21 protein-coding genes are annotated in these 20748 nt (G+C 71.1%); 8 read left to right on the forward strand and 13 right to left on the reverse strand.

Going from position 1 to position 20748, the window contains the following annotated elements:
• Nucleotides 1-135 precede the first annotated feature (135 nt).
• Together ACIRD8_RS07310 and ACIRD8_RS07315 are read left to right on the forward strand one after the other, a co-directional pair.
• A complete protein-coding gene (locus tag ACIRD8_RS07310) occupies nt 136-726 on the forward strand; it encodes a hypothetical protein (RefSeq protein WP_403987496.1) in 591 nt (196 codons plus the stop codon).
• A 43-nt stretch (nt 727-769) separates the two neighbouring features.
• Nucleotides 770-1540 carry a TetR family transcriptional regulator gene (locus ACIRD8_RS07315; RefSeq protein ID WP_403987499.1) on the forward strand — a complete coding sequence of 257 codons (771 nt, stop codon included), beginning with the start codon at nt 770-772 and terminating at the stop codon, nt 1538-1540.
• Here ACIRD8_RS07315 and ACIRD8_RS07320 read toward each other — a convergent pair.
• The 3 genes from ACIRD8_RS07320 to ACIRD8_RS07330 all read right to left on the reverse strand — a co-directional run bounded on the left by ACIRD8_RS07320 (nt 1527) and on the right by ACIRD8_RS07330 (nt 4830).
• Nucleotides 1527-3080: an ABC transporter substrate-binding protein gene (locus ACIRD8_RS07320; RefSeq protein WP_403987503.1), complete on the reverse strand. Its 1554-nt coding sequence runs from the start codon at nt 3078-3080 to the stop codon at nt 1527-1529. The two genes, ACIRD8_RS07315 and ACIRD8_RS07320, sit on opposite strands and share 14 nt — an antisense overlap.
• A 133-nt stretch (nt 3081-3213) precedes the next feature.
• The gene (locus ACIRD8_RS07325; protein WP_403987505.1) at nt 3214-4524 is read right to left on the reverse strand and encodes a metallophosphoesterase; all 1311 of its coding nucleotides are present in this window, start codon (nt 4522-4524) and stop codon (nt 3214-3216) included.
• A 60-nt stretch (nt 4525-4584) separates the two neighbouring features.
• Nucleotides 4585-4830 carry an SCO4848 family membrane protein gene (locus tag ACIRD8_RS07330; protein WP_403987508.1) on the reverse strand — a complete coding sequence of 82 codons (246 nt, stop codon included), beginning with the start codon at nt 4828-4830 and terminating at the stop codon, nt 4585-4587.
• A 121-nt stretch (nt 4831-4951) separates the two neighbouring features.
• Between ACIRD8_RS07330 and ACIRD8_RS07335 the strand changes: the two genes are divergently transcribed.
• Nucleotides 4952-6199 (forward strand): D-alanyl-D-alanine carboxypeptidase family protein, encoded by a 1248-nt coding sequence (locus ACIRD8_RS07335; RefSeq protein ID WP_403987511.1) that lies wholly within the window; start codon nt 4952-4954, stop codon nt 6197-6199.
• Here the strand turns inward: ACIRD8_RS07335 and ACIRD8_RS07340 are convergent.
• Nucleotides 6147-7100 (reverse strand): YihY/virulence factor BrkB family protein, encoded by a 954-nt coding sequence (locus ACIRD8_RS07340; RefSeq protein WP_403987514.1) that lies wholly within the window; start codon nt 7098-7100, stop codon nt 6147-6149. The two genes, ACIRD8_RS07335 and ACIRD8_RS07340, sit on opposite strands and share 53 nt — an antisense overlap.
• 198 nt (nt 7101-7298) lie before the next feature.
• Here ACIRD8_RS07340 and ACIRD8_RS07345 point away from each other — a divergent pair, with 198 nt between their 5' ends.
• Nucleotides 7299-8057 carry a decaprenylphospho-beta-D-erythro-pentofuranosid-2-ulose 2-reductase gene (locus tag ACIRD8_RS07345; protein WP_403987517.1) on the forward strand — a complete coding sequence of 253 codons (759 nt, stop codon included), beginning with the start codon at nt 7299-7301 and terminating at the stop codon, nt 8055-8057.
• Nucleotides 8058-8088: 31 nt separating this feature from the next.
• Here the strand turns inward: ACIRD8_RS07345 and ACIRD8_RS07350 are convergent, their stop codons facing one another.
• Nucleotides 8089-8679, reverse strand: coding sequence for a 2'-5' RNA ligase family protein (locus ACIRD8_RS07350; RefSeq protein WP_403987520.1), 591 nt, complete (start codon nt 8677-8679; stop codon nt 8089-8091).
• A 90-nt stretch (nt 8680-8769) separates the two neighbouring features.
• The gene (gene trpS, locus ACIRD8_RS07355; RefSeq protein ID WP_403987523.1) at nt 8770-9783 is read right to left on the reverse strand and encodes a tryptophan--tRNA ligase; all 1014 of its coding nucleotides are present in this window, start codon (nt 9781-9783) and stop codon (nt 8770-8772) included.
• Nucleotides 9784-9951: 168 nt separating this feature from the next.
• Between trpS and rocD the strand changes: the two genes are divergently transcribed.
• The gene (gene rocD / locus ACIRD8_RS07360) at nt 9952-11157 is read left to right on the forward strand and encodes an ornithine--oxo-acid transaminase (protein WP_403987526.1); all 1206 of its coding nucleotides are present in this window, start codon (nt 9952-9954) and stop codon (nt 11155-11157) included.
• A 26-nt stretch (nt 11158-11183) separates the two neighbouring features.
• Here the strand turns inward: rocD and ACIRD8_RS07365 are convergent, their stop codons facing one another.
• The 3 genes from ACIRD8_RS07365 to ACIRD8_RS07375 form a co-directional block, all read right to left on the reverse strand.
• Entirely contained in the window at nt 11184-12371 is a 1188-nt protein-coding gene (locus ACIRD8_RS07365; RefSeq protein WP_403987529.1) for a glutathionylspermidine synthase family protein, read from the reverse strand.
• Between the two features lie 8 nt (nt 12372-12379).
• Nucleotides 12380-12655 carry a hypothetical protein gene (locus ACIRD8_RS07370; RefSeq protein WP_403987532.1) on the reverse strand — a complete coding sequence of 92 codons (276 nt, stop codon included), beginning with the start codon at nt 12653-12655 and terminating at the stop codon, nt 12380-12382.
• Nucleotides 12656-12801: 146 nt separating this feature from the next.
• Entirely contained in the window at nt 12802-14202 is a 1401-nt protein-coding gene (locus ACIRD8_RS07375; RefSeq protein WP_403987535.1) for a PLP-dependent aminotransferase family protein, read from the reverse strand.
• A gap of 47 nt (nt 14203-14249) precedes the next feature.
• On the opposite strand from ACIRD8_RS07375, the gene ACIRD8_RS07380 reads away from it, so the two are divergent.
• Together ACIRD8_RS07380 and ACIRD8_RS07385 are read left to right on the forward strand one after the other, a co-directional pair.
• Nucleotides 14250-14762, forward strand: coding sequence for a carboxymuconolactone decarboxylase family protein (locus ACIRD8_RS07380; protein WP_403987538.1), 513 nt, complete (start codon nt 14250-14252; stop codon nt 14760-14762).
• A 73-nt stretch (nt 14763-14835) separates the two neighbouring features.
• Nucleotides 14836-15573, forward strand: a complete 738-nt coding sequence (locus ACIRD8_RS07385) for an isocitrate lyase/phosphoenolpyruvate mutase family protein (RefSeq protein ID WP_403987541.1) — start codon at nt 14836-14838, stop codon at nt 15571-15573.
• A gap of 86 nt (nt 15574-15659) precedes the next feature.
• On the opposite strand, the gene ACIRD8_RS07390 is transcribed toward ACIRD8_RS07385, so the two are convergent.
• From ACIRD8_RS07390 to ACIRD8_RS07405, 4 genes are all read right to left on the reverse strand, one after another.
• Nucleotides 15660-16649: a malate dehydrogenase gene (locus ACIRD8_RS07390; protein WP_393762299.1), complete on the reverse strand. Its 990-nt coding sequence runs from the start codon at nt 16647-16649 to the stop codon at nt 15660-15662.
• Between the two features lie 175 nt (nt 16650-16824).
• On the reverse strand, nt 16825-17913 hold the full coding sequence (locus tag ACIRD8_RS07395; RefSeq protein ID WP_403987544.1) for an XRE family transcriptional regulator: 1089 nt from the start codon (nt 17911-17913) through the stop codon (nt 16825-16827).
• A gap of 423 nt (nt 17914-18336) precedes the next feature.
• Nucleotides 18337-18993, reverse strand: coding sequence for a DUF3017 domain-containing protein (locus ACIRD8_RS07400; RefSeq protein WP_403987547.1), 657 nt, complete (start codon nt 18991-18993; stop codon nt 18337-18339).
• Nucleotides 18994-19012: 19 nt separating this feature from the next.
• On the reverse strand, nt 19013-19891 hold the full coding sequence (locus ACIRD8_RS07405) for a bifunctional methylenetetrahydrofolate dehydrogenase/methenyltetrahydrofolate cyclohydrolase (protein ID WP_099173763.1): 879 nt from the start codon (nt 19889-19891) through the stop codon (nt 19013-19015).
• A gap of 238 nt (nt 19892-20129) precedes the next feature.
• On the opposite strand from ACIRD8_RS07405, the gene ACIRD8_RS07410 reads away from it, so the two are divergent.
• The gene (locus ACIRD8_RS07410; protein ID WP_403987550.1) at nt 20130-20741 is read left to right on the forward strand and encodes a hypothetical protein; all 612 of its coding nucleotides are present in this window, start codon (nt 20130-20132) and stop codon (nt 20739-20741) included.
• Nucleotides 20742-20748 lie beyond the last annotated feature (7 nt).

A 20748-nucleotide genomic window follows, 5' to 3' on the forward strand; every position in this document is an offset into this window, starting at 1 on the left:
CCGTGCGGGAAGCGGGGCCTCTTGGTGCGTCCGGGGGTACGGGGCGGTACGGTCATGCGGAGCCGTTGACCGGCTCACCTCTCCCGGCGCAGCACAGCTCGGGAGCAGATGGCTTGATGGAGAACGGGGAACGTCATGAGCGATCCGAATCCGTACGCGGACGACTCATACAAGTGGGGCCCGCCCCAGCCGCCGGGCAATCCGCCTACGATGCCGGACGGCCAGGGTTACGGCTATCCGGCGCCGGGCGCCGCTCCGGCGTACGGCTATCCGCAGCCGCTGCCCGACTCGGCGGCGCAGCCCGGCCCGGGGTACGGCTATCCGGGCCCCGGCCAGCCGACCGAGCCCGGCTTCAACCTGCCGGTGCAGCAGGGCGGCGGCGGGGCGCCGGTGCTCTCGCTCGGTGACATCACGGTGATGAACGACTCCATCGTGACCCCCTCCGGCACGCTGCCGCTCAAGGGCGCGGTGTGGACGGCGACCGACATGTCGCGCACGGAGGAGAAGATCCCGACCGTGGGCATCGTGCTGGCGATCGTCTTCGCGCTGTTCTGCCTCGTCGGCCTGCTGTTCCTCCTGATGAAGGAGAAGCGCACGACCGGCTTCGTGCAGATCACCGTCACCAGCGGCGGGCGGCACCACCAGACGATGATCCCGGCGACCGGGCCCGAGACCTTCCAGTGGGTCATGTCCCAGGTCAACACCGCGCGGTCCATGAGCGCCTGAGCCCGGTCCGGCCGCTCCCCCTCGCCCGGTTAGCCTTGGGCCCGTGGTGAAGCAAGAGAAGAACGTTGGGGACGCGGACGGTCCGAAGCCGGCCGGGAGCGACGGGGCGGCCGGGAAGTCCAAGGCGCCGAAGAGCGAGCAGACCCGCACCCTCATCCTGGAGACGGCGCTCCGGCTCTTCGAGGAACGCGGCTACGACCGTACGACGATGCGGGCGATCGCCCAGGAGGCGGGCGTCTCCGTCGGGAACGCGTACTACTACTTCTCGTCCAAGGAACACCTGGTCCAGGGCTTCTACGACCGGATCGCCGCCGAGCACGAGGCGGCGGTCCAGCCCGTCCTGGCCGGGGACGAGGATCTCGCCGTACGCATCCGGGGCGTGCTGCTGGGCTGGCTGGACGTGGCCGGTCCGTACCACCGCTTCGCCGCGCAGTTCTTCAAGAACGCCGCGGACCCGGACAGCCCGCTCTCGCCCTTCTCCGAGGATTCGGCCGCGGCCCGCGACGCGGTCATCGCGGTGCACGAGCGCTGCCTGTCGGGCTCCTCGGTCAAGGCGGATCCGGAACTGGCCGCACTGCTGCCGCAGTTGATGTGGCTGATGCAGATGGGCCTGGTGCTGTTCTGGGTCTACGACCGGTCCGAGGGCACGGAACGCAGCCGCCGGCTCGTCGAGCGCACCGCGCCGATCGCCGCACGGGCGATCGCGCTCTCCCGCTTCCGGGTGCTGCGGCCGCTCGTGCGGCAGGTCCACGACGTGCTGGTGGAGTTCCTGCCCGGGGCGTCACGCGGTGCGCGGGACGTCAGATCCAGCTGAGTTCCCAGAGCCGCCAGATCCCGGTGCCGTCGGAGAGGTACTGGGAGCCGGACACGGACTGCTTGCTGACGACGTAGTCCTTCTTCTGCCAGAGCGGGACCAGCGGCACGTCCTCGCCGACCAGCTGCTGCAGCTCCTTGAAGTCGGCCGAGGTCCGGCCGCGGTCGCTGTACTGCTGCGTGGAGGCGATCAGCGCGTCCATCTTCTTGCTGGTGTAGCCGTTGTGGAGGGAGTTGTCGCGGCCGACCAGCGGCTGGCTGAAGGTGTCGGGGTCCGGGTAGTCGGGAAGCCAGCCCACGGTGTACGCGTCGTACTCACCGGCGGCGTAGCCCTTCTGGAAGGCCTGCCACTCCACGGCCTTCTCCGTGACCTCGAAGAGTCCGTCCTTCTCCAGCTGGCGGACCAGCTCGGTGGACTCCTCCTTGTTGGCGTCGTCGTCGCGGTGCGCGAAGGTGATGTGCAGCGGGAGCTCCACCCCGGCCTCCTCCATCAGCGCCCTGGCACGCTTCGGGTCCGACTGCGGGTAGGAGTCGAAGAAGGGCGTGCTGTGCCCGATGTAGCCCTGCGGGATCAGCGAGTAGAGCGGCTCGACGGTGTTCCGGTAGACCTTGGTGACCAGCGGGCCGCGGTCGATGAGCCAGGCGACGGCCTGGCGGACCTTCTTGTCCGCGAGGGCCGAGCCGTCCCGGACGTTGAAGACGAGGTTGCGGATCTCGGCGCTGTCCGCCTCGGTGACGCGCTCGTCGGTGGCGCCCGGGTCCAGCTCGGCGAGCTGCTCGGAGGGGAGCTGACGGTGCGTGACGTCGACGTCCCCGGCGTCCCAGGCCGCCTGGAGCGCCTCGGACCCCTCGAAGTAGCGGATGTCGACGGGGGCGCCCGTCTCCTTCAGCGCGCCCTTGTACGCCGGGTTGGACACCAGCGCGGCGCTGACACCGGGCTCGTACGACTTCAGGACGTACGGGCCGGAGCCGTCGACCTGGTCGCCCGTGCGGAGCTTGTCCTTCGGGTACTGGGTGGGGTCGACGATGGACCCGGCGCCCGTGGCCAGCTTCTGCGGGAACGTCGCGTCCCGGGCCGAGAGGTTGAAGGTGATCGTGCGGCCCTCGGACACGATGGTGTCGAGGCTGGGGAACAGCACCGAGGGGCCCGCGTCCGCCTTGATCTTCAGCATCCGGTCGAAGGAGTACTTGACGTCCGCCGCGGTGATCTTGCGCCCGTTGGAGAAGGTCAGGTCGTCGCGGAGCGTGCACTGGTACGTCTGGAGCTTCTGGCCGATGAAGCCGCAGCTCTCGGCCGCGTCCGGCTCCGGTACGACGGCCCCGGACCTGAACGTCATCAGGGACTGGTAGAGGTTGCTGTAGATCGCCCAGGAACCGGCGTCGTAGGCACCGGCCGGGTCGAGCGAGGTGACCTCGTCGGACGTACCGACCGTGATCGGGGTCTCGTTCTCCTCGTCCGAGGGAAGCAGCTGCCAGGCGCCGACGCCTGCGATGACCAATACCGCCAGAATTGCGAGAATCCGTAGACGGATGAACCGCATGTGCCGTGCTCCCTTACCAACCCACCCCGGCTCGCGTGCACAGAGAAGCACATCACCGCCGCATGTTCACCCTCACCCAATCACACGATATTCACATATGGAAGGCCAGGTCAGGCGTTCACAGGTTTCAGGTTCAGGCCTGCGGGGAAGCGAGCTCCACCACGGTGATGTCGGAGGGGGCACCGACACGTACGGGCGGCCCCCAGGCGCCCGCACCACGCGAGACGTACAACTGGGTGTCCCCGTAGCGTTCGTATCCGGCCACGGTCGGGTTGGCGAGCTCCGCCACCAGGTTCCCGGGCCAGAGCTGGCCCCCGTGGGTGTGGCCGGAGAGCTGGAGACCGACGCCGTACTCGACGGCCTCGTCGATGACGACGGGCTGGTGCGCGAGGAGGACGGAGGCGCGGCTGCGGTCCCGGTCGCCGAGCGCGCGGGCGAAGTCGGGGCCCTGGCCCTCGCTCTCACCCGCCACGTCGTTGACCCCGGCGAGGTCGAAACCGGCGATCTCGACGCGGGCGTTCTCCAGCGGGTGCAGTCCCAGTTCGCGTACGTGGTCGACCCATTCGGCGGCGCCGGAGAAGTACTCGTGGTTGCCGGTGACGAAGTAGCTGCCGTGGCGGGCCTCAAGACCGGCGAGCGGCTCCGCGGCGGGGCCGAGATCGGCGACCGATCCGTCGACGAGGTCTCCGACGACGGCGACCAGGTCGGGGCCGGTGGCGTTGATCGCGTCGACGACGCGCCGGGTGTGGGCGCGGCCCAGGATGGGGCCGAGGTGGATGTCGCTGACCACGGCGATCCGGAAGCCGTGCGCGGAGCGCGGCAGTCCGGCGAGCGGGACGGTGATCCGCTTGGTGCGGGGGCCGCGCAGCACCCCGTAGGTGCCGTAGCCGACGGTACCGAGGCCGGCGAGGGCCGCCGCCCCGCCGACGGCACGGGCGACGAACAGCCGCCGCGAGGGGTCGGCGACGGGCGGGGCGGGGGTCTCGGCGGCGGGCGCGAGGTCCGTACGGGTGCTGCCGCCGCCCGTCGCGGCGGGTTCGGCCGCAGCGGCGGCGACCTGGGCCACCGGCGCGGCTTCCTGCGCTGCTTCCTCGGCTTCCTGCGCGGTGGTGGCGCCGGACGCAGCGGCCCTGCGGGCGAGCAGCCGGCGCAGGAGGGGTCTGACGGCCTCTCCCACCAGCAGAGCCAGCGTCAGGTAGAGGAGGGCGGCCAGCCAGAGGTAGCCGGGCCAGGCGAGCACCTGCTGCACCGGGAAGGGCACCCCCGAGCGGCTGGAGACGAAGGCCCCGACGGTGAGCAGCGGCAGCACGAAGGCGGCGACGGTGCCCGCGCGGCGCGCGAGGCCGCCCTTCTCCGTCGTGTCACCGATCAGCCGGCGCCACACATACCGGTGTACTCCGGCGAGCAGCGCGAGAACCGCGACCGCCACCAGTACGAAGACCACGACCACGTACGCTCCCCCGCTGAAACGATCCTGTCCGGACGGCCGCCCACGCCCCGGCCGTCATCTGCCTTCGCGACGCAAAGCCCTGACACCACGGAACCCGATGCCCCCCACAGCCGTCCCCAGAAGAAACGAGGTGATGGCGAGCAGGAGATGGACCCAGAAGTAGGCGGTCGGGTCGCCCGCGTCGTCGAACGCGAGCCCGCTGCCGTCCTTCCACAGGTTCTTGACGAAGGTGACCCAGATGACCCAGCTCCACGCTCCGAAGACGAGCAGGAACCAGGAAACGGGGCGGCTGAGCTTCATGGGTTCAGTATCGCCGCCGCGCTCCCGGCCGATCGCCCGGGGTGGGCTGTCCCGGCGGTATGCACGGCGGGTCAGGCCATCCGGGTCCCCATCCTCAGCAACGCCATGTACGTTTCCGACCGTGCCTGCTCTGAAAAAGATCGTCATGACGGTCCTCTCTGCCGCGTTGCTGTCCGTATCTGTCGTCAGCCCCGCAGGGGCGGCCGACAAGGACAAGACCGACGACAATCAGCCGAAGCCGACCGGTCAGATGTCGACCGTGGGCGGCGAACGGCTGGGCGAGGTGGGCACCCAGGTCACCCTGGGCCCAGGCGCCCCGGTCCTGCCGAAGGACCTCACCGGACGGTCGTGGATCGTCGCCGACGCGGAGAGCGGCGAGGTGCTCGCGTCGCACAATCCGCACTGGCGGCTGCCGCCCGCCTCCACCCTGAAGATGCTCTTCGCCGACACGGTCCTGCCCGCGCTCCAGCCGAAGACCCTGACCCATCTGGTGACCGAGGACGAACTCGCCGGCGTCGGCGAGGGAAGCAGCCTCGTGGGCGTCAAGGAGGACCACTCCTACACGGTCCACGACCTGTGGCTCGGCGTGTTCCTGCGCTCGGGCAACGACGCGGTGCACGTGCTGTCCGAGATGTACGGCGGCGTGCCCGCGACGGTCGCCGCGATGCAGCGGCACGCCGAGGAGCTCCAGGCCCTGGACACGACGGTCGTCTCGCCCGACGGCTACGACGCCCCGCGCCAGGTCTCCAGCGCGTACGACCTGACCCTGTTCGCCCGGAGCGGGATGCAGAAGGCGGACTTCCGCGAGTACGCGGCGACGGCGACGGCGGAGTTCCCCGGCGAGCAGAAGAAGGGCAAGAAGCGGGAGACCTTCGAGATCCAGAACACCAACCGGCTGATCACCGGTGACATCGGGGTGGAGCCGTACAAGGGCATCGCGGGCGTCAAGAACGGCTACACCACGCACGCGGGCAACACCTTCACGGGGATCGCGGAACGCGACGGGAAGGTGCTGCTGGTGACGGTCATGAACCCGTCGTCCGAGGAGAGCCACGCCGTCTACAAGGAGGCCGCCGGCCTGCTCGACTGGGGTTTCGCCGCCGACGGCAAGGTGACCCCGGTCGGTGAGCTGGTCCCGCCGAGGTCCGCCGTGGCCGCGAAGGGCTCGGAACCCGCGGCGGGCGCGGCCAAGGACGCGAAGAAGGAGCACGCGGCCGCGGCGGCCACCGCCGGTCCGGCCGGCACCAGCGGGGTCTGGACCGCGCTGTCGGTCGTCGGCGGTGTGCTGGTCGTCCTCGCGGCCGGGGTCTTCCTGGTCAACCGGCGCTGGCCGCTGCCGGACCTGGTGCGTCGCCTTCCGCGCCGCTGACGTCCGTCCCGTCCTCCGCCTCGGTGCTCCCGCCCTCGCCCTCGCCCTCGTCCTTGCTCGGCGTCGCCGTCCAGGCGGCGCAGACCAGCAGCAGCTTCGCGCTGAAGTTGATCCACAGGAGGAGGGCGATCGGCACGCCGAAGGCGCCGTACATGCTCTTCGACGCCACGTCCCTCATATAGCTGCCGAGCAGCAGTTTGAGGAGCTCGAAGCCGACCGCGCCGACCAGCCCGGCCACGATCAGCCGGCGGCGCGGCGGCTCCACCCCGGGCAGCAGGGTCAGCATGTAGACCAGGATCAGGAAGTCGGCGAAGACCGCCACGGCCACGGCGGCCACCTGGAGCAGCACGCCGCCCGCGCCGTTCTCGGGGATGCCCAGGCGGTCGACCGTCCAGCCGATGGCCGTGGACGCGACGGTGGACACCGCGAGGGTCACCAGCGCGGCTCCGCCGAGGCCGATCAGCAGACCGGCGTCCTTGAGCTTGCGGACGACGGGGTTCCCCTCGTCCACGTCGTCCTTCTCCCACACCGCGCGCAGACAGTCCCGCATCGAGCCGACCCAGCCGATACCAGTGAAGAGCAGCAGCACACCGGCGACGACCCCCACCGTGCCCGCGTGGGCCACCAGGTTGTCGATGCCGAGCTGGTCCGAGATGCCGGGCACCTGCTGGGCGAGCTTGTCCTCGATCTTGTCGAGCTGCTGAGGGGAGAGCAGCGCGGCGCCGACGGCGGCACCGAGGGCGATCAGCGGGAAGAGCGCGAGGAAGCTGAGGAAGGTGATCGCCGCGGCGAGCCTGGCCCAGTGGACCCGTTGCAGGGTCTCGAAGGAGCGCCAGGCGTGCGTCTCCATCAGCCGGGCGACGAGCGGCCCGACGACGGGAAGTTTCTTCAGCCAGTCCATGACCTACGCGTACCCTTCCGGGCGCAGAAAACCGGGCTCCGGCACCGCCTGGACCGCCAATCACCCATTTCGGTGAGTGCTGTAACAAATCCCTCAAAAGGGTTTTCCCTGGCGATACGGTCACGAACATGTCCGCGCCCTCGCCCCGCGCGGGGAGCTCGTCCGCCACCGCCTCGTCACCCCGCTAGGAGTTTTCCCGTGAAGGACGCCTTCGGTGCCCCGCAGTCCCTGCTCGTCCTCGGCGGCACCTCGGAGATCGGCCTGGCCACCGCGCGGCGCCTGATCGCCCGCCGCACCCGGACCGTCCGGCTGGCCGGGCGGCCCTCCCCCGCCCTGGACCGGGCCGCCGCCGAGCTGCGCGAGCTGGGCGCCGACGTCCGTACCGTCGCCTTCGACGCGCTCGACTCCGCCTCCCACGAGGAGGTGCTCGGGAAGCTCTTCACCGAGGGGGACATCGACATGGTCCTGCTGGCCTTCGGGGTCCTGGGCGACCAGGCGCGTGACGAGGAGGAGCCGCTCTCGGCGGTCCGGGTGGCCCAGACCAACTACACGGGAGCGGTCTCCGCCGGCCTGGTGTGCGCCGGCGCGCTCCAGGCGCAGGGCCATGGGTCTCTGGTGGTGCTCTCCTCGGTGGCCGGTGAACGCGCCCGGCGCGCCGACTTCATCTACGGCTCCAGCAAGGCGGGCCTGGACGCCTTCGCGCAGGGGCTCGGCGACGCACTGCACGGCACGGGCGTGCATGTGATGGTCGTACGTCCCGGCTTCGTACGGTCACGGATGACGGCGGGGCGTGAGGAGGCGCCGCTCGCCACGACCCCCGGGGCGGTCGCGGACGCGATCGTGACGGGGCTGCGACGGCGCTCGGAGACGGTGTGGGTGCCCGGGGCGCTGCGGGTGGTGATGTCGGCCCTGCGGCACATGCCGCGTCCGCTGTTCCGGCTGCTGCCGGTGCGGTAGGACGCCGCGCCGGACCAGGGGCGGGGCGGGCTCAGGGGCGCAGGGACGGCTGGTCCATGGAGCTGCCGCCCTGGGCCGGTACGGCGGGCGCGCTGCCGCCGCCGCCGAACGGGAACTCGTTGATCTTGCGCCAGACGCCGTCCGCGCCCTGTTCGTACAGCGCGAAGGAACCGCAGGTCCAGGCCGCCTCGTACGAGGAGAGCTCCTCGTACGCCCGGTCCATGGCCTCTTCCGCGATGCCGTGCGCGACGGTCACATGCGGGTGGTACGGGAACTGGAGCTCGCGCACCAGGGGGCCGGAAGCCTCCCGGACCCGCTTCTGGAGCCAGGAGCAGGCCGAGGCGCCCTCGACGACCTGGACGTAGACGACCGGAGAGAGCGGGCGGAAGGTGCCCGTGCCCGACAGCCGCATCGGGAAGGGGCGGCCGGCCGTGGCGATCTGCGAGAGGTGCGTCTCGATCGCGGGCAGGTCGGCCGCCTCGGCCTCGGTCGGCGGAAGAAGGGTGACGTGGGTGGGGATGCCGTACGCGGCAGGGTCCCCGAAGCTCGCGCGCCGCTCCTGGAGCAGGCTGCCGTAAGGCTCCGGGACCGCGATCGAAACGCCAAGCGTTACGGTCCCCACATCGTTCTCCTCAATCTTCGAAGGTTGTTCTTCGGTCGTGCCGACGCCAGTGTGGCCCCTCCGGCCGTGGTCCCGCCAGGGTCCTTGGACTCAGTGCTTCGCAGGCAGAAGGCCCATCCGGTCGTAGGTCTGCGCCAGCGTCTCGGCAGCCACGGCCCTGGCCTTCTCGGCTCCCTTGGCCAGCAGGGCGTCCAGGGTCTCCGGGTCGTCCAGGTACTCCTGGGTCCGGGCCCGGAACGGGGTGACGAACTCCACCATGACCTCGGCGAGGTCGGTCTTGAGCGCGCCGTACCCCTTGCCCTCGTACTTCTGTTCAAGATCGGTGACGGCGGTGCCGGTGAGGGTGGAGTAGATGCCCAGGAGGTTGCTGATCCCCGGCTTCTTCTCCGTGTCGTAGCGGATCACGGTGTCCGTGTCCGTCACCGCGCTCCTGACCTTCTTGGCGGTGACCTTCGGGTCGTCGAGGAGGTTGATCAGGCCCTTCGGCGTGGACGCCGACTTGCTCATCTTGACCGACGGGTCCTGCAGGTCGAAGATCTTCGCCGTCTCCTTGAGGATGTACGGCGCCGGGATCGTGAACGTCTCGCCGAAGCGGCCGTTGAACCGCTCGGCGAGGTCCCGGGTCAGCTCGATGTGCTGGCGCTGGTCCTCGCCGACCGGGACCTGGTCGGCCTGGTAGAGCAGGATGTCGGCGACCTGGAGGACCGGGTAGGTGAAGAGGCCCACGGTCGCCCGGTCGGCGCCCTGCTTCGTGGACTTGTCCTTGAACTGCGTCATGCGGGAGGCCTCGCCGAATCCGGTGAGGCAGTTCATGATCCAGCCGAGCTGGGCGTGTTCGGGCACATGACTCTGCACGAAGAGCGTGCAGCGCTCCGGATCGACTCCGGCGGCGAGCACCTGCGCCACGGCGAGCCGGGTGTTGGCCCGGAGCTCCTTCGGGTCCTGCGGCACGGTGATCGCGTGCAGGTCCACCACCATGTAGAAGGCGTCGTAGGACTCCTGCAGCGCCACCCACTGGCGGACCGCACCGAGGTAGTTGCCGAGGTGGAACGAGCCTGCGGTGGGCTGGATTCCGGAGAGCACGCGGGGTCGATCAGAGGCCATGAACTCATTGTCTCAGGTGCGGAACCGATCTCCGGCAACCGGTGTAGGAAAGATGTGAGGACGCGGGGCGGGGCGCGCCGCGCGGGAAAGGTTTCCGTTCCCCGGATCCGACCGACGATAGACAGTGGGTACCACCCCCGCCCACGCCGCACGACGAACGGAGATCCCGTGTCGACCACGGACACCGCCATCGCCTCCGCCGAGGCGCACAGCGCGCACAACTACCACCCGTTGCCCGTCGTCGTCGCCTCGGCGGACGGTGCCTGGATGACCGATGTCGAGGGGCGCCGTTACCTCGACATGCTCGCCGGTTACTCGGCGCTCAACTTCGGCCACGGAAACAGGCGGCTGATCGACGCGGCCAGGGCTCAGCTCGAACGCGTGACCCTGACCTCGCGCGCCTTCCACCACGACCGGTTCGCGGAGTTCTGTACGCGGCTCGCCGAGCTCTGCGGCATGGAGATGGTCCTCCCCATGAACACCGGGGCGGAGGCCGTGGAGACGGCGGTGAAGACGGCCCGTAAGTGGGGCTACCGCGTCAAGGGCGTCCCGGACGGGATGGCGAAGATCATCGTCGCGGCCGACAACTTCCACGGCAGGACGACCACGATCATCAGCTTCTCCACGGACCACGAGGCACGGGCCGACTTCGGGCCGTACACACCGGGCTTCGAGATCGTGCCGTACGGGGATCTGACGGCGCTCGCCGAGGCGATGACGGAGAACACCGTCGCGGTGCTGATCGAGCCGATCCAGGGCGAGGCCGGGGTGCTGGTCCCCCCGCCGGGCTATCTCGCCGGGGTGCGGGAGATGACCCGCGAGCGGAACGTGCTGTTCATCGCGGACGAGATCCAGTCGGGCCTGGGCCGTACGGGCCGGACGTTCGCCTGTGAGCACGAGGGTGTCGTGCCCGACATGTATGTGCTGGGCAAGGCGCTGGGCGGCGGTGTGGTGCCCGTCTCGGCCGTCGTGTCCTCCGCCGCGGTCCTCGGTGTCTACCGGCCGGGCGAGCACGGTTCCACGTTCGGCGGGAATCCGCTGGCCTGCGCGGTCGCCCTGGAGGTGATCGCGATGCTGCGCACCGGCGAGTTCCAGCAGCGCGCCGCGGAGCTGGGCGACCACCTGCACCACGAGCTGGGGCTGCTGGCCGGGGGCGGCGCGGTGCAGGCCGTGCGGGGCCGGGGGCTGTGGGCGGGGGTCGACATCGCGCCGGCTCTCGGTACGGGCCGGGAGATCTCGGAGAAGCTGATGGACCGCGGGGTGCTGGTCAAGGACACCCATGGCTCCACCATCCGGATCGCCCCGCCGCTGGTGATCAGCAAGGAGGACCTGGACTGGGGCCTGGACCAGCTCCGCGGCGTACTGGCCGGCTGACCCGGCGAGGGCCGTCGGTCGTCGGCTCAGAGGATGACGTGGGGCAGGAAGCGGGCGTACTCGTCCGTGATCAGCCCCGCCGATTCACGGATGCCGAGCCCGGCGGACTCGTCCTCGACCACCCAGGCGCCGAGCACCACCCGGTTGCCGTCGAAGTCGGGCAGTGGTGCCAGCTCCTGGTAGCAGCAGGCCTCGTCGCGGAGCACCGGGGCGCTGCCCGGTTCGTGGACGGTGACCCCGGCTCCCTCACGGCCGAGCAGCGGCTTGGCGACGTAGCCCGCTCCGCCCGGACCGGCCAGTCCGCGGGGGCCGTCGAGGTAGGCGGGGAGGAGGTTGGGGTGGTCCGGGTACAGCTCCCAGAGGACGGCCAGCAGCGCCTTGTTGGAGAGGAGCATCTTCCAGGCGGGTTCGATCCAGCAGGTGGTGCCGGTGCCCCCGCCGTTGTCGAGGGTGTCCAGCACGTGCGGGCCGAAGCGGTCGGTCGTCAGCCACTCCCACGGATAGAGCTTGAAGCAGCTGCGGATGAAGCGGAGCCGCTCGTCGACGAAGCGGCCGGACAGCCGGTCCCAGCCGATCCGTTCGACGGAGAGCGCCTCGGTGTCGATCCCGGCCTGCGCCGCGGTCTCCCGCAGATAGGCCACCGTCATCAGGTCCTCGCCCAGCTCGTCGCCGTCGGAGTGGGCGAAGTGCAGGGGCCCCGGCGGCAGCAGCGGGGCCTGCCGCCGCCATGCGTCGACGAGCCGCTCGTGCAGGGAGTTCCACTGGTCGGCGCCGGGGAAGCGTTCCTCCATCCAGAACCACTGGGGGCTGGCGGCCTCCACCAGCGAGGTGGGGGTGTCGGCGTTGTACTCCAGCATCTTGGCCGGGCCGGTCCCGTCGTACCGCAGGTCGAACCTGCCGTACAGGGAAGGCAGCTCGGCACGGCGCCGCCAGGACTCGGCGATCAGGCGCGCCGTCCTGGGGTCGGTGATGCCGAGGTCCGCGAAGCGGTCGTGCGCGACGATGTGCGCGGCGGCGGCCAGGCACATCGTGTGGAGCTCCTCCACGACCTCCTCCAGCGCCTCGACCTCGGGCAGCGAGAAGACGTAGTAGGCACTCTCGTCCCAGTAGGGGCGCAGGGAGCCGTCCGGGTAGCGGGTCAGGGGGTAGATCAGCCCCTGCTCCTCGACGGTCTGCTGCCAGCCGGGGCGCGGCTCCGTGGTGCGGCGTTCCATGAGGGGTCTCAGCCGCCGCTGGAGTGGGAGGAGCCGAATCCGCCGCTCTCGACCGCGGACTTGTTGTAACTGCCGCCGGAGACCCGGCTGTTGTGGCTGCTGCCGCCGTAGTAGTACCTACCGGACCCGCTGCTGTCCTCGCACTCGTAGTCCGGCAGGATCTCCTGGGTGACCGGGTCGACGCATCGCTCGTCCGGTTCCGAGCCGCACGCGGTGAGTGTCGCCGCGAGTACTCCCATGCCGCCGAGCACGACGGTGCTCGACCTCAGCTTGCGCCTGTCCATGTGCTGTTCTCCCCCGTCGTACCCACGGGCCGGTGTCCACCCACCCGTCGCCCGCCAACCGTCAACTGCCAGTCAGATTAGATGCACGGCTCCCCCGACTGGAACCCGGTGCCGGTGCACTCCCCCCGCGTGCTCCGGCGCCCCGTCTACGGGAGCACCCGGCAGAGGGCGTCCAGCGCGCCGGCCCAGCCGCTCTCCGACGGAGTGCCGTAGCCGATGACCAGCCCGTCGCGGCCCGGCTCCGCGTCCTGGTGCCGGAAGCGCGAGAGCCGCTCCAGCGCGAGCCCCTGCCAGGTGGCGGCCTGGACGACCGACTGCTCGGTCCCCTCGGGGAGTTCGAGCACGGCGTGCAGCCCCGCCGCGATACCGCTCACCCGGAAGTCCGGCGCCCGGTCGGCGAGCGCCTCGACGAGCTGGTCGCGGCGGCGCCGGTAGCGCAGCCGCATCGCCCGTACATGCCGGTCGTACGCCCCTGAGGCGATGAACTCCGCGAGCGTCAGCTGGTCCGGCACCCCGGACATCCAGTCGAAGCCGCCCTTCGCCTCGCAGACCTCCTCCACCAGGTTCTCCGGCAGCACCATCCAGGCCAGCCGCAGCCCGGGCGCCAGCGACTTGCTGGCCGTGCCCAGGTAGACGACCCGTTCCGGGTCGAGCCCCTGGAGCGCGCCGACCGGCTGGCGGTCGTAGCGGAACTCGCCGTCGTAGTCGTCCTCCAGGATCAGGCCGCCCGAGGACCGCGCCCAGTCGACCGCCGCGGCCCGCCGGTCGGGGTGGAGCGGGACACCCGTGGGGAACTGGTGGGCGGGGGTCAGCAGCACCGCACCCACGCCAGGTGCCCCTCCCAGCGCGCCGGTCCCGGCCCCGAGCGCGTCCACCGGGAGGCACGGGGTGCGCAGACCCGCGTCGGCCAGCAGGTTCCAGTGGATGTCCAGCCCGTACGACTCGACGGCGACCCCGCGCACCTTGTGGCGCCGCAGCACCTTCCCCATCAGCGTGAGCCCGTGGACGAACCCGGAGCAGATCACGATGCGTTCCGGGTCCGCGTACACCCCGCGCGCCCGTGCCAGGTAGTCCGCCAGCGCGCTCCGCAGCTCGACGCGGCCCCGCGGATCGTCGTACCCGAAGGCCGCGTCGGGAGCGGCGGTGAGGGCGCGCCTGGCGGCCCTCAGCCATTCGGCGCGCGGGAAGGAGGAGAGGTCGGGCGACCCCGGCATCAGGTTGTGGGCAGGACGCCTGCGCACCGGCCGGGCCCTGGCGTCCCGGGCGGCCGGACCCGGCGCACTGGCCCGCTGCGCGACCCTGGTCCCCGACCCCTGCCGTGCGGTGAGCCAGCCCTCGGCCACGAGCTCGGCATAGGCGTCGGCCACGGTGTTACGGGCGATCCCGAGGTCCACGGCGAGCGTCCGGGAGGACGGCAGCCGGGTGCCGGGCGTCAGCCGCCCGGTGCGCACGGCCTCCCGCAGCGCGTCCATCAGCCCGCTGCGCAGGCCCGCGCCGACCGGTTCGATGTGCAGGTCGGCGCCGAAAGCGGCCCAGGAATCTGTCATGGAAATGGACCATACCGGTGTGCCATCCGATGGTTAGCGTCGTATCCATGACCACGCACACACACGACCGCACGCCCAACGGGAACGCCCCCGAGCACCCCGCCCGTCTGCAGTGGGCCCAGCTCGCCCCCGACGTCTACAAGGCCATGGTCCGGCTGGACGCCGCAGCCCGTAAGGGACTGGACCCGACCCTGCTCGAACTGGTGAAGATCCGCGCCTCGCAGCTCAACCACTGCGCGTTCTGCCTGGACATGCACTCGAAGGACGCCCTCGCGGCGGGCGAGTCCGTCGAGCGGATCATCCAGCTCGGCGCCTGGGAGGAGTCGCAGCACTTCTATACGGAGAAGGAGCTGGCGGCGATCCAGCTCACCGAGGCGGTGACGGTCCTGACGGACGGCTTCGTGCCGGACGAGGTCTACGCACGGGCCGCGAAGCACTTCGAGGAGGCCGAGCTCGCCCAGCTGATCGCCACGATCACGGTGATCAACGCCTGGAACCGGTTCGGTGTGACCGCCCGGCTGACCCCGGGGCACTACACGCCCGGCGACATCAAGCACTGACCGCCGTGCCCGGGCGGCGGGGTGAGGAAGCCCCCGCCCCGCCGCCCCCACGCCTCTTCCCACGGGAGCCCCGATGAACGAGCCCGCGTCCGCCTTCCGCGCCCTGCACCACGGCCGGCCTCCGGGGGACCCGCTGGTCCTGCCCGGCCCCTGGGACGCCGCGAGCGCCCGTGTGTTCGAGGAGGCCGGCTTCCCGGCCCTGGCCACCCCCAGCGCCGGGGTCGCCGCCTCCCTCGGTCACGCCGACGGGCACACGCCCGCCGGGGAGATGTTCGCGGCGGTGGCCCGGATCGCCAGGGCGGTGTCCGTTCCCGTGTCGGCGGACATCGAGGCCGGCTACGGCCTGGCCCCGGCCGAACTCGTCGAACGCCTCCTGGAGGCCGGGGTGGTCGGCTGCAACCTGGAGGACTCGGTCGACGGCGTCCTCGTCGACCCGCGGCAACAGGCCGACCGGCTCGCCGAGGTGCGCGCCGCAGCGGGCGGGCACCTCTTCGTCAACGCCCGCGTCGACACGTACATCCACGGGGACCCGGCCGCCGGGGACGTGGCCGCGGACACGACGGCCCGCGCCCTGCTCTACGCCGGGGCCGGTGCCGACTGCGTCTACCCGATCATGGCCCCGGCGGACACTCTTCCCGCCCTGGCCGCCGCGCTGCCGGTCCCGCTCAACGCGGTCGGCGCCCCCGACGGCCCCGCCGCCGTCCGCCGGCTCGGTGAGCTGGGCGCGACCCGGATCACCTTCGGCCCGCAGCTCCAGCGCAGGGCGGCGGACGCCGTACGGGACCTCGCGGAACGGCTGCTCGGCCGCTGAGCACACGGACGAGGGCGCCCCCGGCAGCAGCTGCTGCCGGGGGCGCCCTCGTACCGCTCCGGTACCGGCCGGTGGCCGGACCCCGGTCAGATCAGGCCGAGCTCGCGGACCGCGTCGCGCTCCTCGGTGAGCTCCTGCACCGACGCGTCGATGCGCGCACGGGAGAACTCGTTGATGTCCAGGCCCTGGACGATCTCGTACTTCCCGTCCTTCGTGGTGACCGGGAAGGAGGAGATGATGCCCTCCGGGACGCCGTAGGAGCCGTCCGACGGGATACCCATCGAGGTCCAGTCGCCCTCGGCGGTGCCGTTGACCCAGGTGTGCACGTGGTCGATGGCGGCGTTGGCGGCCGAGGCGGCCGAGGACGCGCCACGGGCCTCGATGATCGCGGCGCCGCGCTTGGCGACGGTCGGGATGAAGGTGTCGGCCAGCCAGGCCTCGTCGTTGACGACCTCGGCGGCGTTCTTGCCGGCGATCTCCGCGTGGAAGATGTCCGGGTACTGGGTCGCCGAGTGGTTGCCCCAGATCGTCAGCCGCTTGATGTCGGAGACGGCGGCACCGGTCCTGGCGGCCAGCTGCGAGATCGCGCGGTTGTGGTCCAGGCGGGTCATCGCGGTGAAGCGCTCCGCCGGTACGTCCGGGGCGGCGGCCTGGGCGATGAGGGCGTTGGTGTTGGCCGGGTTGCCGACGACGAGGACCTTGATGTCGTCCGCGGCGTTGTCGTTGATGGCCTTGCCCTGCGGCTTGAAGATGCCGCCGTTGGCGGACAGCAGGTCGCCGCGCTCCATGCCCTTGGTGCGCGGGCGGGCGCCGACGAGGAGAGCGACGTTCGCGCCGGCGAAGCCGACGTTGGCGTCATCCGTGATCTCGATGCCGCGCAGCAGCGGGAAGGCGCAGTCGTCGAGCTCCATGGCGGTGCCCTCGGCGGCCTTCAGGCCCTGCGGGATCTCGAGGAGTCGCAGGTTGACCGGCACATCCGGGCCGAGCAGGTGGCCGGACGCGATGCGGAAGAGCAGCGCGTAGCCGATCTGGCCGGCTGCGCCGGTCACGGTGACATTCACGGGAGTGCGGGTCATGGCGATCTCCGTTAGACAGCTGGCGGTGGGGGTCCCTGCCCCTGGTGCTGGATATCTCTGAATCTTGACGTGAAGAGATATCCAGCCGTCAGGCTATCCGACCCTCGCCGCCCGGACCGCCCACCCCCCTGTGGGACCGCGCACAGTCGGTCACACAGCGCAGCGGCCCCGTGCGTCACTCAGGTGTGGTGCAGCCGGTCGTCCCGGAGGCGAGGGTCGCGCAGGCCTTGGCGTCGGAGGCCTTCTTCACGGCGACCATCGGGGTGTACGCGTCGGCGTCCGCGTCCACCGTGCCGTCCTGTTCCGCGGAACCGCCGGTGATCTTCACGGTGTCCCCCGGGGACGCCTGGGTGATACGGGCCCACGCGGCCCCGCAGGTCTCGCTGTAGCGGACCTCGACCAGGCCTCCGCCGACCGTCTCCCTGGCCACCGTGTCCGCGAACTGGCCGCCGCAGCCCATGGCTTCCGGGTCCTGGCCGGTGCAGTCGGCGCCGCTGCACTCGACCCCGGCGGGCAGCTGGGACGCACTGGTGGCGGGCGCGGCGGACGGTGTTGCGGGCGCCGCGTCGGCCTCGTCGTCCCCGCCCAGATCGGTGAGCAGCACGGCCCCGGCTATCAGCAGGAGCGCGCCCACGGCGCCCATCAGGAACAGCGTCAGCCTGCGACGGCCACCCTGCTGCCGGGCTCCGGGGCTGCCGCCCGCACCGTGTCCGTGTCCGTCTCCGCCGGAGCCCGGGGCGGAACCCGGCTGCGGCTGCTGCGGAATCCGCGGAGCCGCGGAGCGCTGGACGGGCACGGACGGCGGGCGGGCGGTGTCCCGTCCGTCGTCCCCGGGCCCTCCGGGCCCCGCCGCGGTGGAGACTCCCGTACCGCCGCCGGCCACGCGGCTCGCACGCCTGCTCGACACGGGGGCCGCGGCCACACCCGCCTCGCCGAGCGCCGCGCGCGCCTGGGAGATCCTGATGGCCTCCATCGTCATGTCGTGGCGCATCTCCGAGCGGCTCCAGGCCCGCTCGGCCAGCTCCCACATCGTCGTCAGATGGTGGAGCTGAGTGCCCGTCACCTCGGCGAGCGCGACGATCGCCCCCTTGGGCGCGAGCAGTCTGCCGTTGAGATAACGCTCCCAGGACGTCTTGCTGTAGCCCGTGCGGTCGGCGACCGCCGCCAGGCTGAGCCCGCTGCGGTCCACCAGCCTGCGCAGCTGACCCGCGAACTCCCGCACCTGCGGATCGAGTTCTTCCGGTAGTGCCTTCCAACGAGGCATTGCTTCCCCCCAGTCGATTCCCCCGGACGTTCCCCGGCGCGCCCCCGACCCCGGCGCCGAGCCTTTCCCTCTGTCGCCGGAGCGTCGGTCCCTCGCTCCGGACTACCCAGAAGGATGCACAGATCCAGGATGCCAGTTCCGGACAAAGGGGCGCACGGGGGCATTCGGTATGAGCACAGGCTCCGTTGTGCGCCGTAGCGCGTACCGAGCCGGGCCTCCCGCCGTTGCGTGACGATCACACGATGCCGGAATGGTCACCTCCGTGCCACAGGCACCAGGCATCCCTTGAACCCGGTACCTCATGTCCATGACGCTTGACCCAGGACAGGGCAAGGCCGCTCAAGTCACCGCATTCCGGTGCTTCTTGCACCGGTTCCCCTGTCCGGTGTCCGTCCCTTCTCGGGGGAGGGGACGGACACCACTTCAGCGGATCGTGAAGTGGACCACGTCCGGCAGGAACGGGACGTCCAGCCAGGGCCCGGGCTGCGCCATCAGCGCGAGCAGCACGATCAGCGTGCCCATCAGGCCGTACGTCACCATGTCGGTGAACCGGGACCGTACGGCGAGCATGCCGACGGAGGGCACCACCCAGCGCAGCACCGCTCCGGCCAGCAGCGCGACACCCATCAGCATGGCGCCGACCCTGAACGCCTCGGCGAACGGGTCGGTCCCCACGATCAGCAGCCCGAGCCCCGCGGCGCAGAGCACCGTGAGCAGCGGCCACTGCCGGGCCGGCGCGGGGGCGTCCCCGGGTGCCGCCCGGCCGCCGCCCTCGGGACGCGCGGTGTCACGGGTCAGCGAGAAGCGGCGTGAGGGCGCCCAGGTCGAACCGCTGCTCTCCCCGGTCCCGCCTGCCTCCCCGGTCCCGTCCGTCTCGGCGGTCCCGCCTGTCTCTCCGGTCCCGTCCGCCACCGGGGTCCCGTCCGTCTCGGCGTCGGCGGGCGCCGGCGTCTCCTCGGGCGCCGCCGTCCCGCCGGACACCTCGGCCTTCTCGGACATCCGGGCCTCCTCGGACGTGTCTTTCTCCTCGGCCGGCCCGTCCGCGTGCGTACCGCCCGCCGGACTCGTACCAGCGCCCATGACGTTCCTCCGGTCCGGGTCAGCCGGCGGAAACGGCGGAGGCCTCGGCGGCGGCGCGCTCGGCCGCCTCGACCACGTTGACGAGCAGCTGGGCCCGGGTCATGGGACCGACGCCGCCCGGGTTCGGGGCGACCCAGGCGGCCACCTCGGCCACACCGGGGTGGACGTCGCCGACGATCTTGCCGTTCTCGTCCCGGCTGACACCGACGTCCAGCACGGCCGCGCCCGGCTTCACGTCCTCGGGCTTGATCAGGTGGGGCACACCGGCGGCCGCGACGATGATGTCGGCCTGCCTGAGGTGCGCCGAGAGGTCACGGGTACCGGTGTGGCACTGGGTGACGGTGGCGTTCTCGGACTTGCGGGTCAGCAGCAGCGGGAGGGGGCGGCCGATGGTGACGCCCCGGCCGACGACGACCACATGGGCGCCGTTGATCTCCACGCCGTGGCGGCGCAGCAGGGTGACGACGCCCTGCGGGGTGCAGGGCAGCGGGCCGGTCTCGTTCAGGACCAGTTTGCCCAAGCTCATGGGGTGCAGCCCGTCCGCGTCCTTCGCCGGGTCCATCAGCTCCAGGATGCGGTTGGTGTCGATCCCCTTGGGGAGGGGAAGCTGCACGATGTAACCCGTGCACTCGGGGTTGGCGTTGAGCTCCCGTACGACCTCCTCGATCTCCTCCTGGGTGGCGGTGTCGGGGAGTTCGCGCTGGATGGAGCCCATGCCGACCTGGGCACAGTCACGGTGCTTGCCGTTGACGTACCAGCGGCTGCCCGGGTCGTCTCCGACGAGCAGGGTTCCCAGGCCGGGTGTGATGCCCTGTGCCTTGAGGGCCGCCACGCGGACGGTCAGATCGGACTTGATCGCAGCTGCGGTGGCCTTGCCATCGAGAATCTGGGCAGTCATGACACCCATCCTCGCGGATGACCCCGCCCGCGTACCAATTCTGGCTTGCCACGTGGACGTGAGGTTGCACTTGCACAACACATTCGGCAATCAGCTGGACACATAGTGGATGTCACGACGACGATAAGGCCCGCATCACCGCGGGCAGGGTCGGGGGGACCAACCGTTCGGATTGCGCAGATTTCCTCCGCATCAGGGCCGCGTCGTCCCCACAGATCCGCAACGGAGGAAATTCGCCATGAGCTTCGGCGACCCCAACAACCCCTACGGCCAGCAGCAGGGTGGGCAGCCGCCCCAGGGTCAGCCGGGCTACGGCTACCCGCAGCAGGCCCCCCAGGGTGTTCCCCAGCAGGGCTACGGCTACCCGCAGGCACCGCCGGTCCAGGGCGGTTACGGCTTCCCGGGCGCGCCGGCCGAGATGCCGGGCGGCGTGAAGGCCGCCCGCATCATGCTCTACGTCCTCGGCGGTTTCCAGGTGATCGGCGCGATCCTCATGGTCGCCGGCGGCGCCTGGCTGAGCGACAAGCTGACGGAGACCGACGCCTACAGCTCGTCCGGCACCAGCAGCGAGGACGTGGCCGACCTGAGCATGGGCGTCTTCGTGATCCTCGGCGTCCTGGTCCTCGGCTTCGCGCTCTGGGCGATCCTGACCGCCGCCAAGTTCACCTCCGGCAGGAACGGCGTCCGCATCTCGGCGATCGTCTACGGCTCGGTCGTGACGCTCTTCAGCCTCATCAGCCTGCTCACCACGAATGTCTTCGCCCTCATCAGCATCGCCCTGGGCATCATGATCATCGTCTTCTGCGCCAAGCAGGACGGCGCCGCCTGGTTCCAGCGCCCGCGCTACTGAGCCGTAC

Source organism: Streptomyces sp. NPDC102451 (assembly GCF_044765485.1).
GTDB lineage: Bacteria > Actinomycetota > Actinomycetes > Streptomycetales > Streptomycetaceae > Streptomyces.

What these genes read in the sequence shown, in the direction of transcription:
- ACIRD8_RS07400 (WP_403987547.1), bottom strand. Translation starts at nt 18,993, where the DNA reads ATGGGCGCTGGTACGAGTCCGGCGGGCGGTACGCACGCGGACGGGCCG.
- ACIRD8_RS07380 (WP_403987538.1), top strand. Translation starts at nt 14,250, where the DNA reads ATGACCACGCACACACACGACCGCACGCCCAACGGGAACGCCCCCGAG.
- ACIRD8_RS07405 (WP_099173763.1), bottom strand. Translation starts at nt 19,891, where the DNA reads ATGACTGCCCAGATTCTCGATGGCAAGGCCACCGCAGCTGCGATCAAG.
- ACIRD8_RS07330 (WP_403987508.1), bottom strand. Translation starts at nt 4,830, where the DNA reads ATGAAGCTCAGCCGCCCCGTTTCCTGGTTCCTGCTCGTCTTCGGAGCG.
- trpS (WP_403987523.1), bottom strand. Translation starts at nt 9,783, where the DNA reads ATGGCCTCTGATCGACCCCGCGTGCTCTCCGGAATCCAGCCCACCGCA.
- ACIRD8_RS07365 (WP_403987529.1), bottom strand. Translation starts at nt 12,371, where the DNA reads ATGGAACGCCGCACCACGGAGCCGCGCCCCGGCTGGCAGCAGACCGTC.
- ACIRD8_RS07320 (WP_403987503.1), bottom strand. Translation starts at nt 3,080, where the DNA reads ATGCGGTTCATCCGTCTACGGATTCTCGCAATTCTGGCGGTATTGGTC.
- ACIRD8_RS07385 (WP_403987541.1), top strand. Translation starts at nt 14,836, where the DNA reads ATGAACGAGCCCGCGTCCGCCTTCCGCGCCCTGCACCACGGCCGGCCT.
- ACIRD8_RS07310 (WP_403987496.1), top strand. Translation starts at nt 136, where the DNA reads ATGAGCGATCCGAATCCGTACGCGGACGACTCATACAAGTGGGGCCCG.
- ACIRD8_RS07370 (WP_403987532.1), bottom strand. Translation starts at nt 12,655, where the DNA reads ATGGACAGGCGCAAGCTGAGGTCGAGCACCGTCGTGCTCGGCGGCATG.
- ACIRD8_RS07395 (WP_403987544.1), bottom strand. Translation starts at nt 17,913, where the DNA reads ATGCCTCGTTGGAAGGCACTACCGGAAGAACTCGATCCGCAGGTGCGG.
- ACIRD8_RS07410 (WP_403987550.1), top strand. Translation starts at nt 20,130, where the DNA reads ATGAGCTTCGGCGACCCCAACAACCCCTACGGCCAGCAGCAGGGTGGG.
- ACIRD8_RS07340 (WP_403987514.1), bottom strand. Translation starts at nt 7,100, where the DNA reads ATGGACTGGCTGAAGAAACTTCCCGTCGTCGGGCCGCTCGTCGCCCGG.
- ACIRD8_RS07375 (WP_403987535.1), bottom strand. Translation starts at nt 14,202, where the DNA reads ATGACAGATTCCTGGGCCGCTTTCGGCGCCGACCTGCACATCGAACCG.
- ACIRD8_RS07390 (WP_393762299.1), bottom strand. Translation starts at nt 16,649, where the DNA reads ATGACCCGCACTCCCGTGAATGTCACCGTGACCGGCGCAGCCGGCCAG.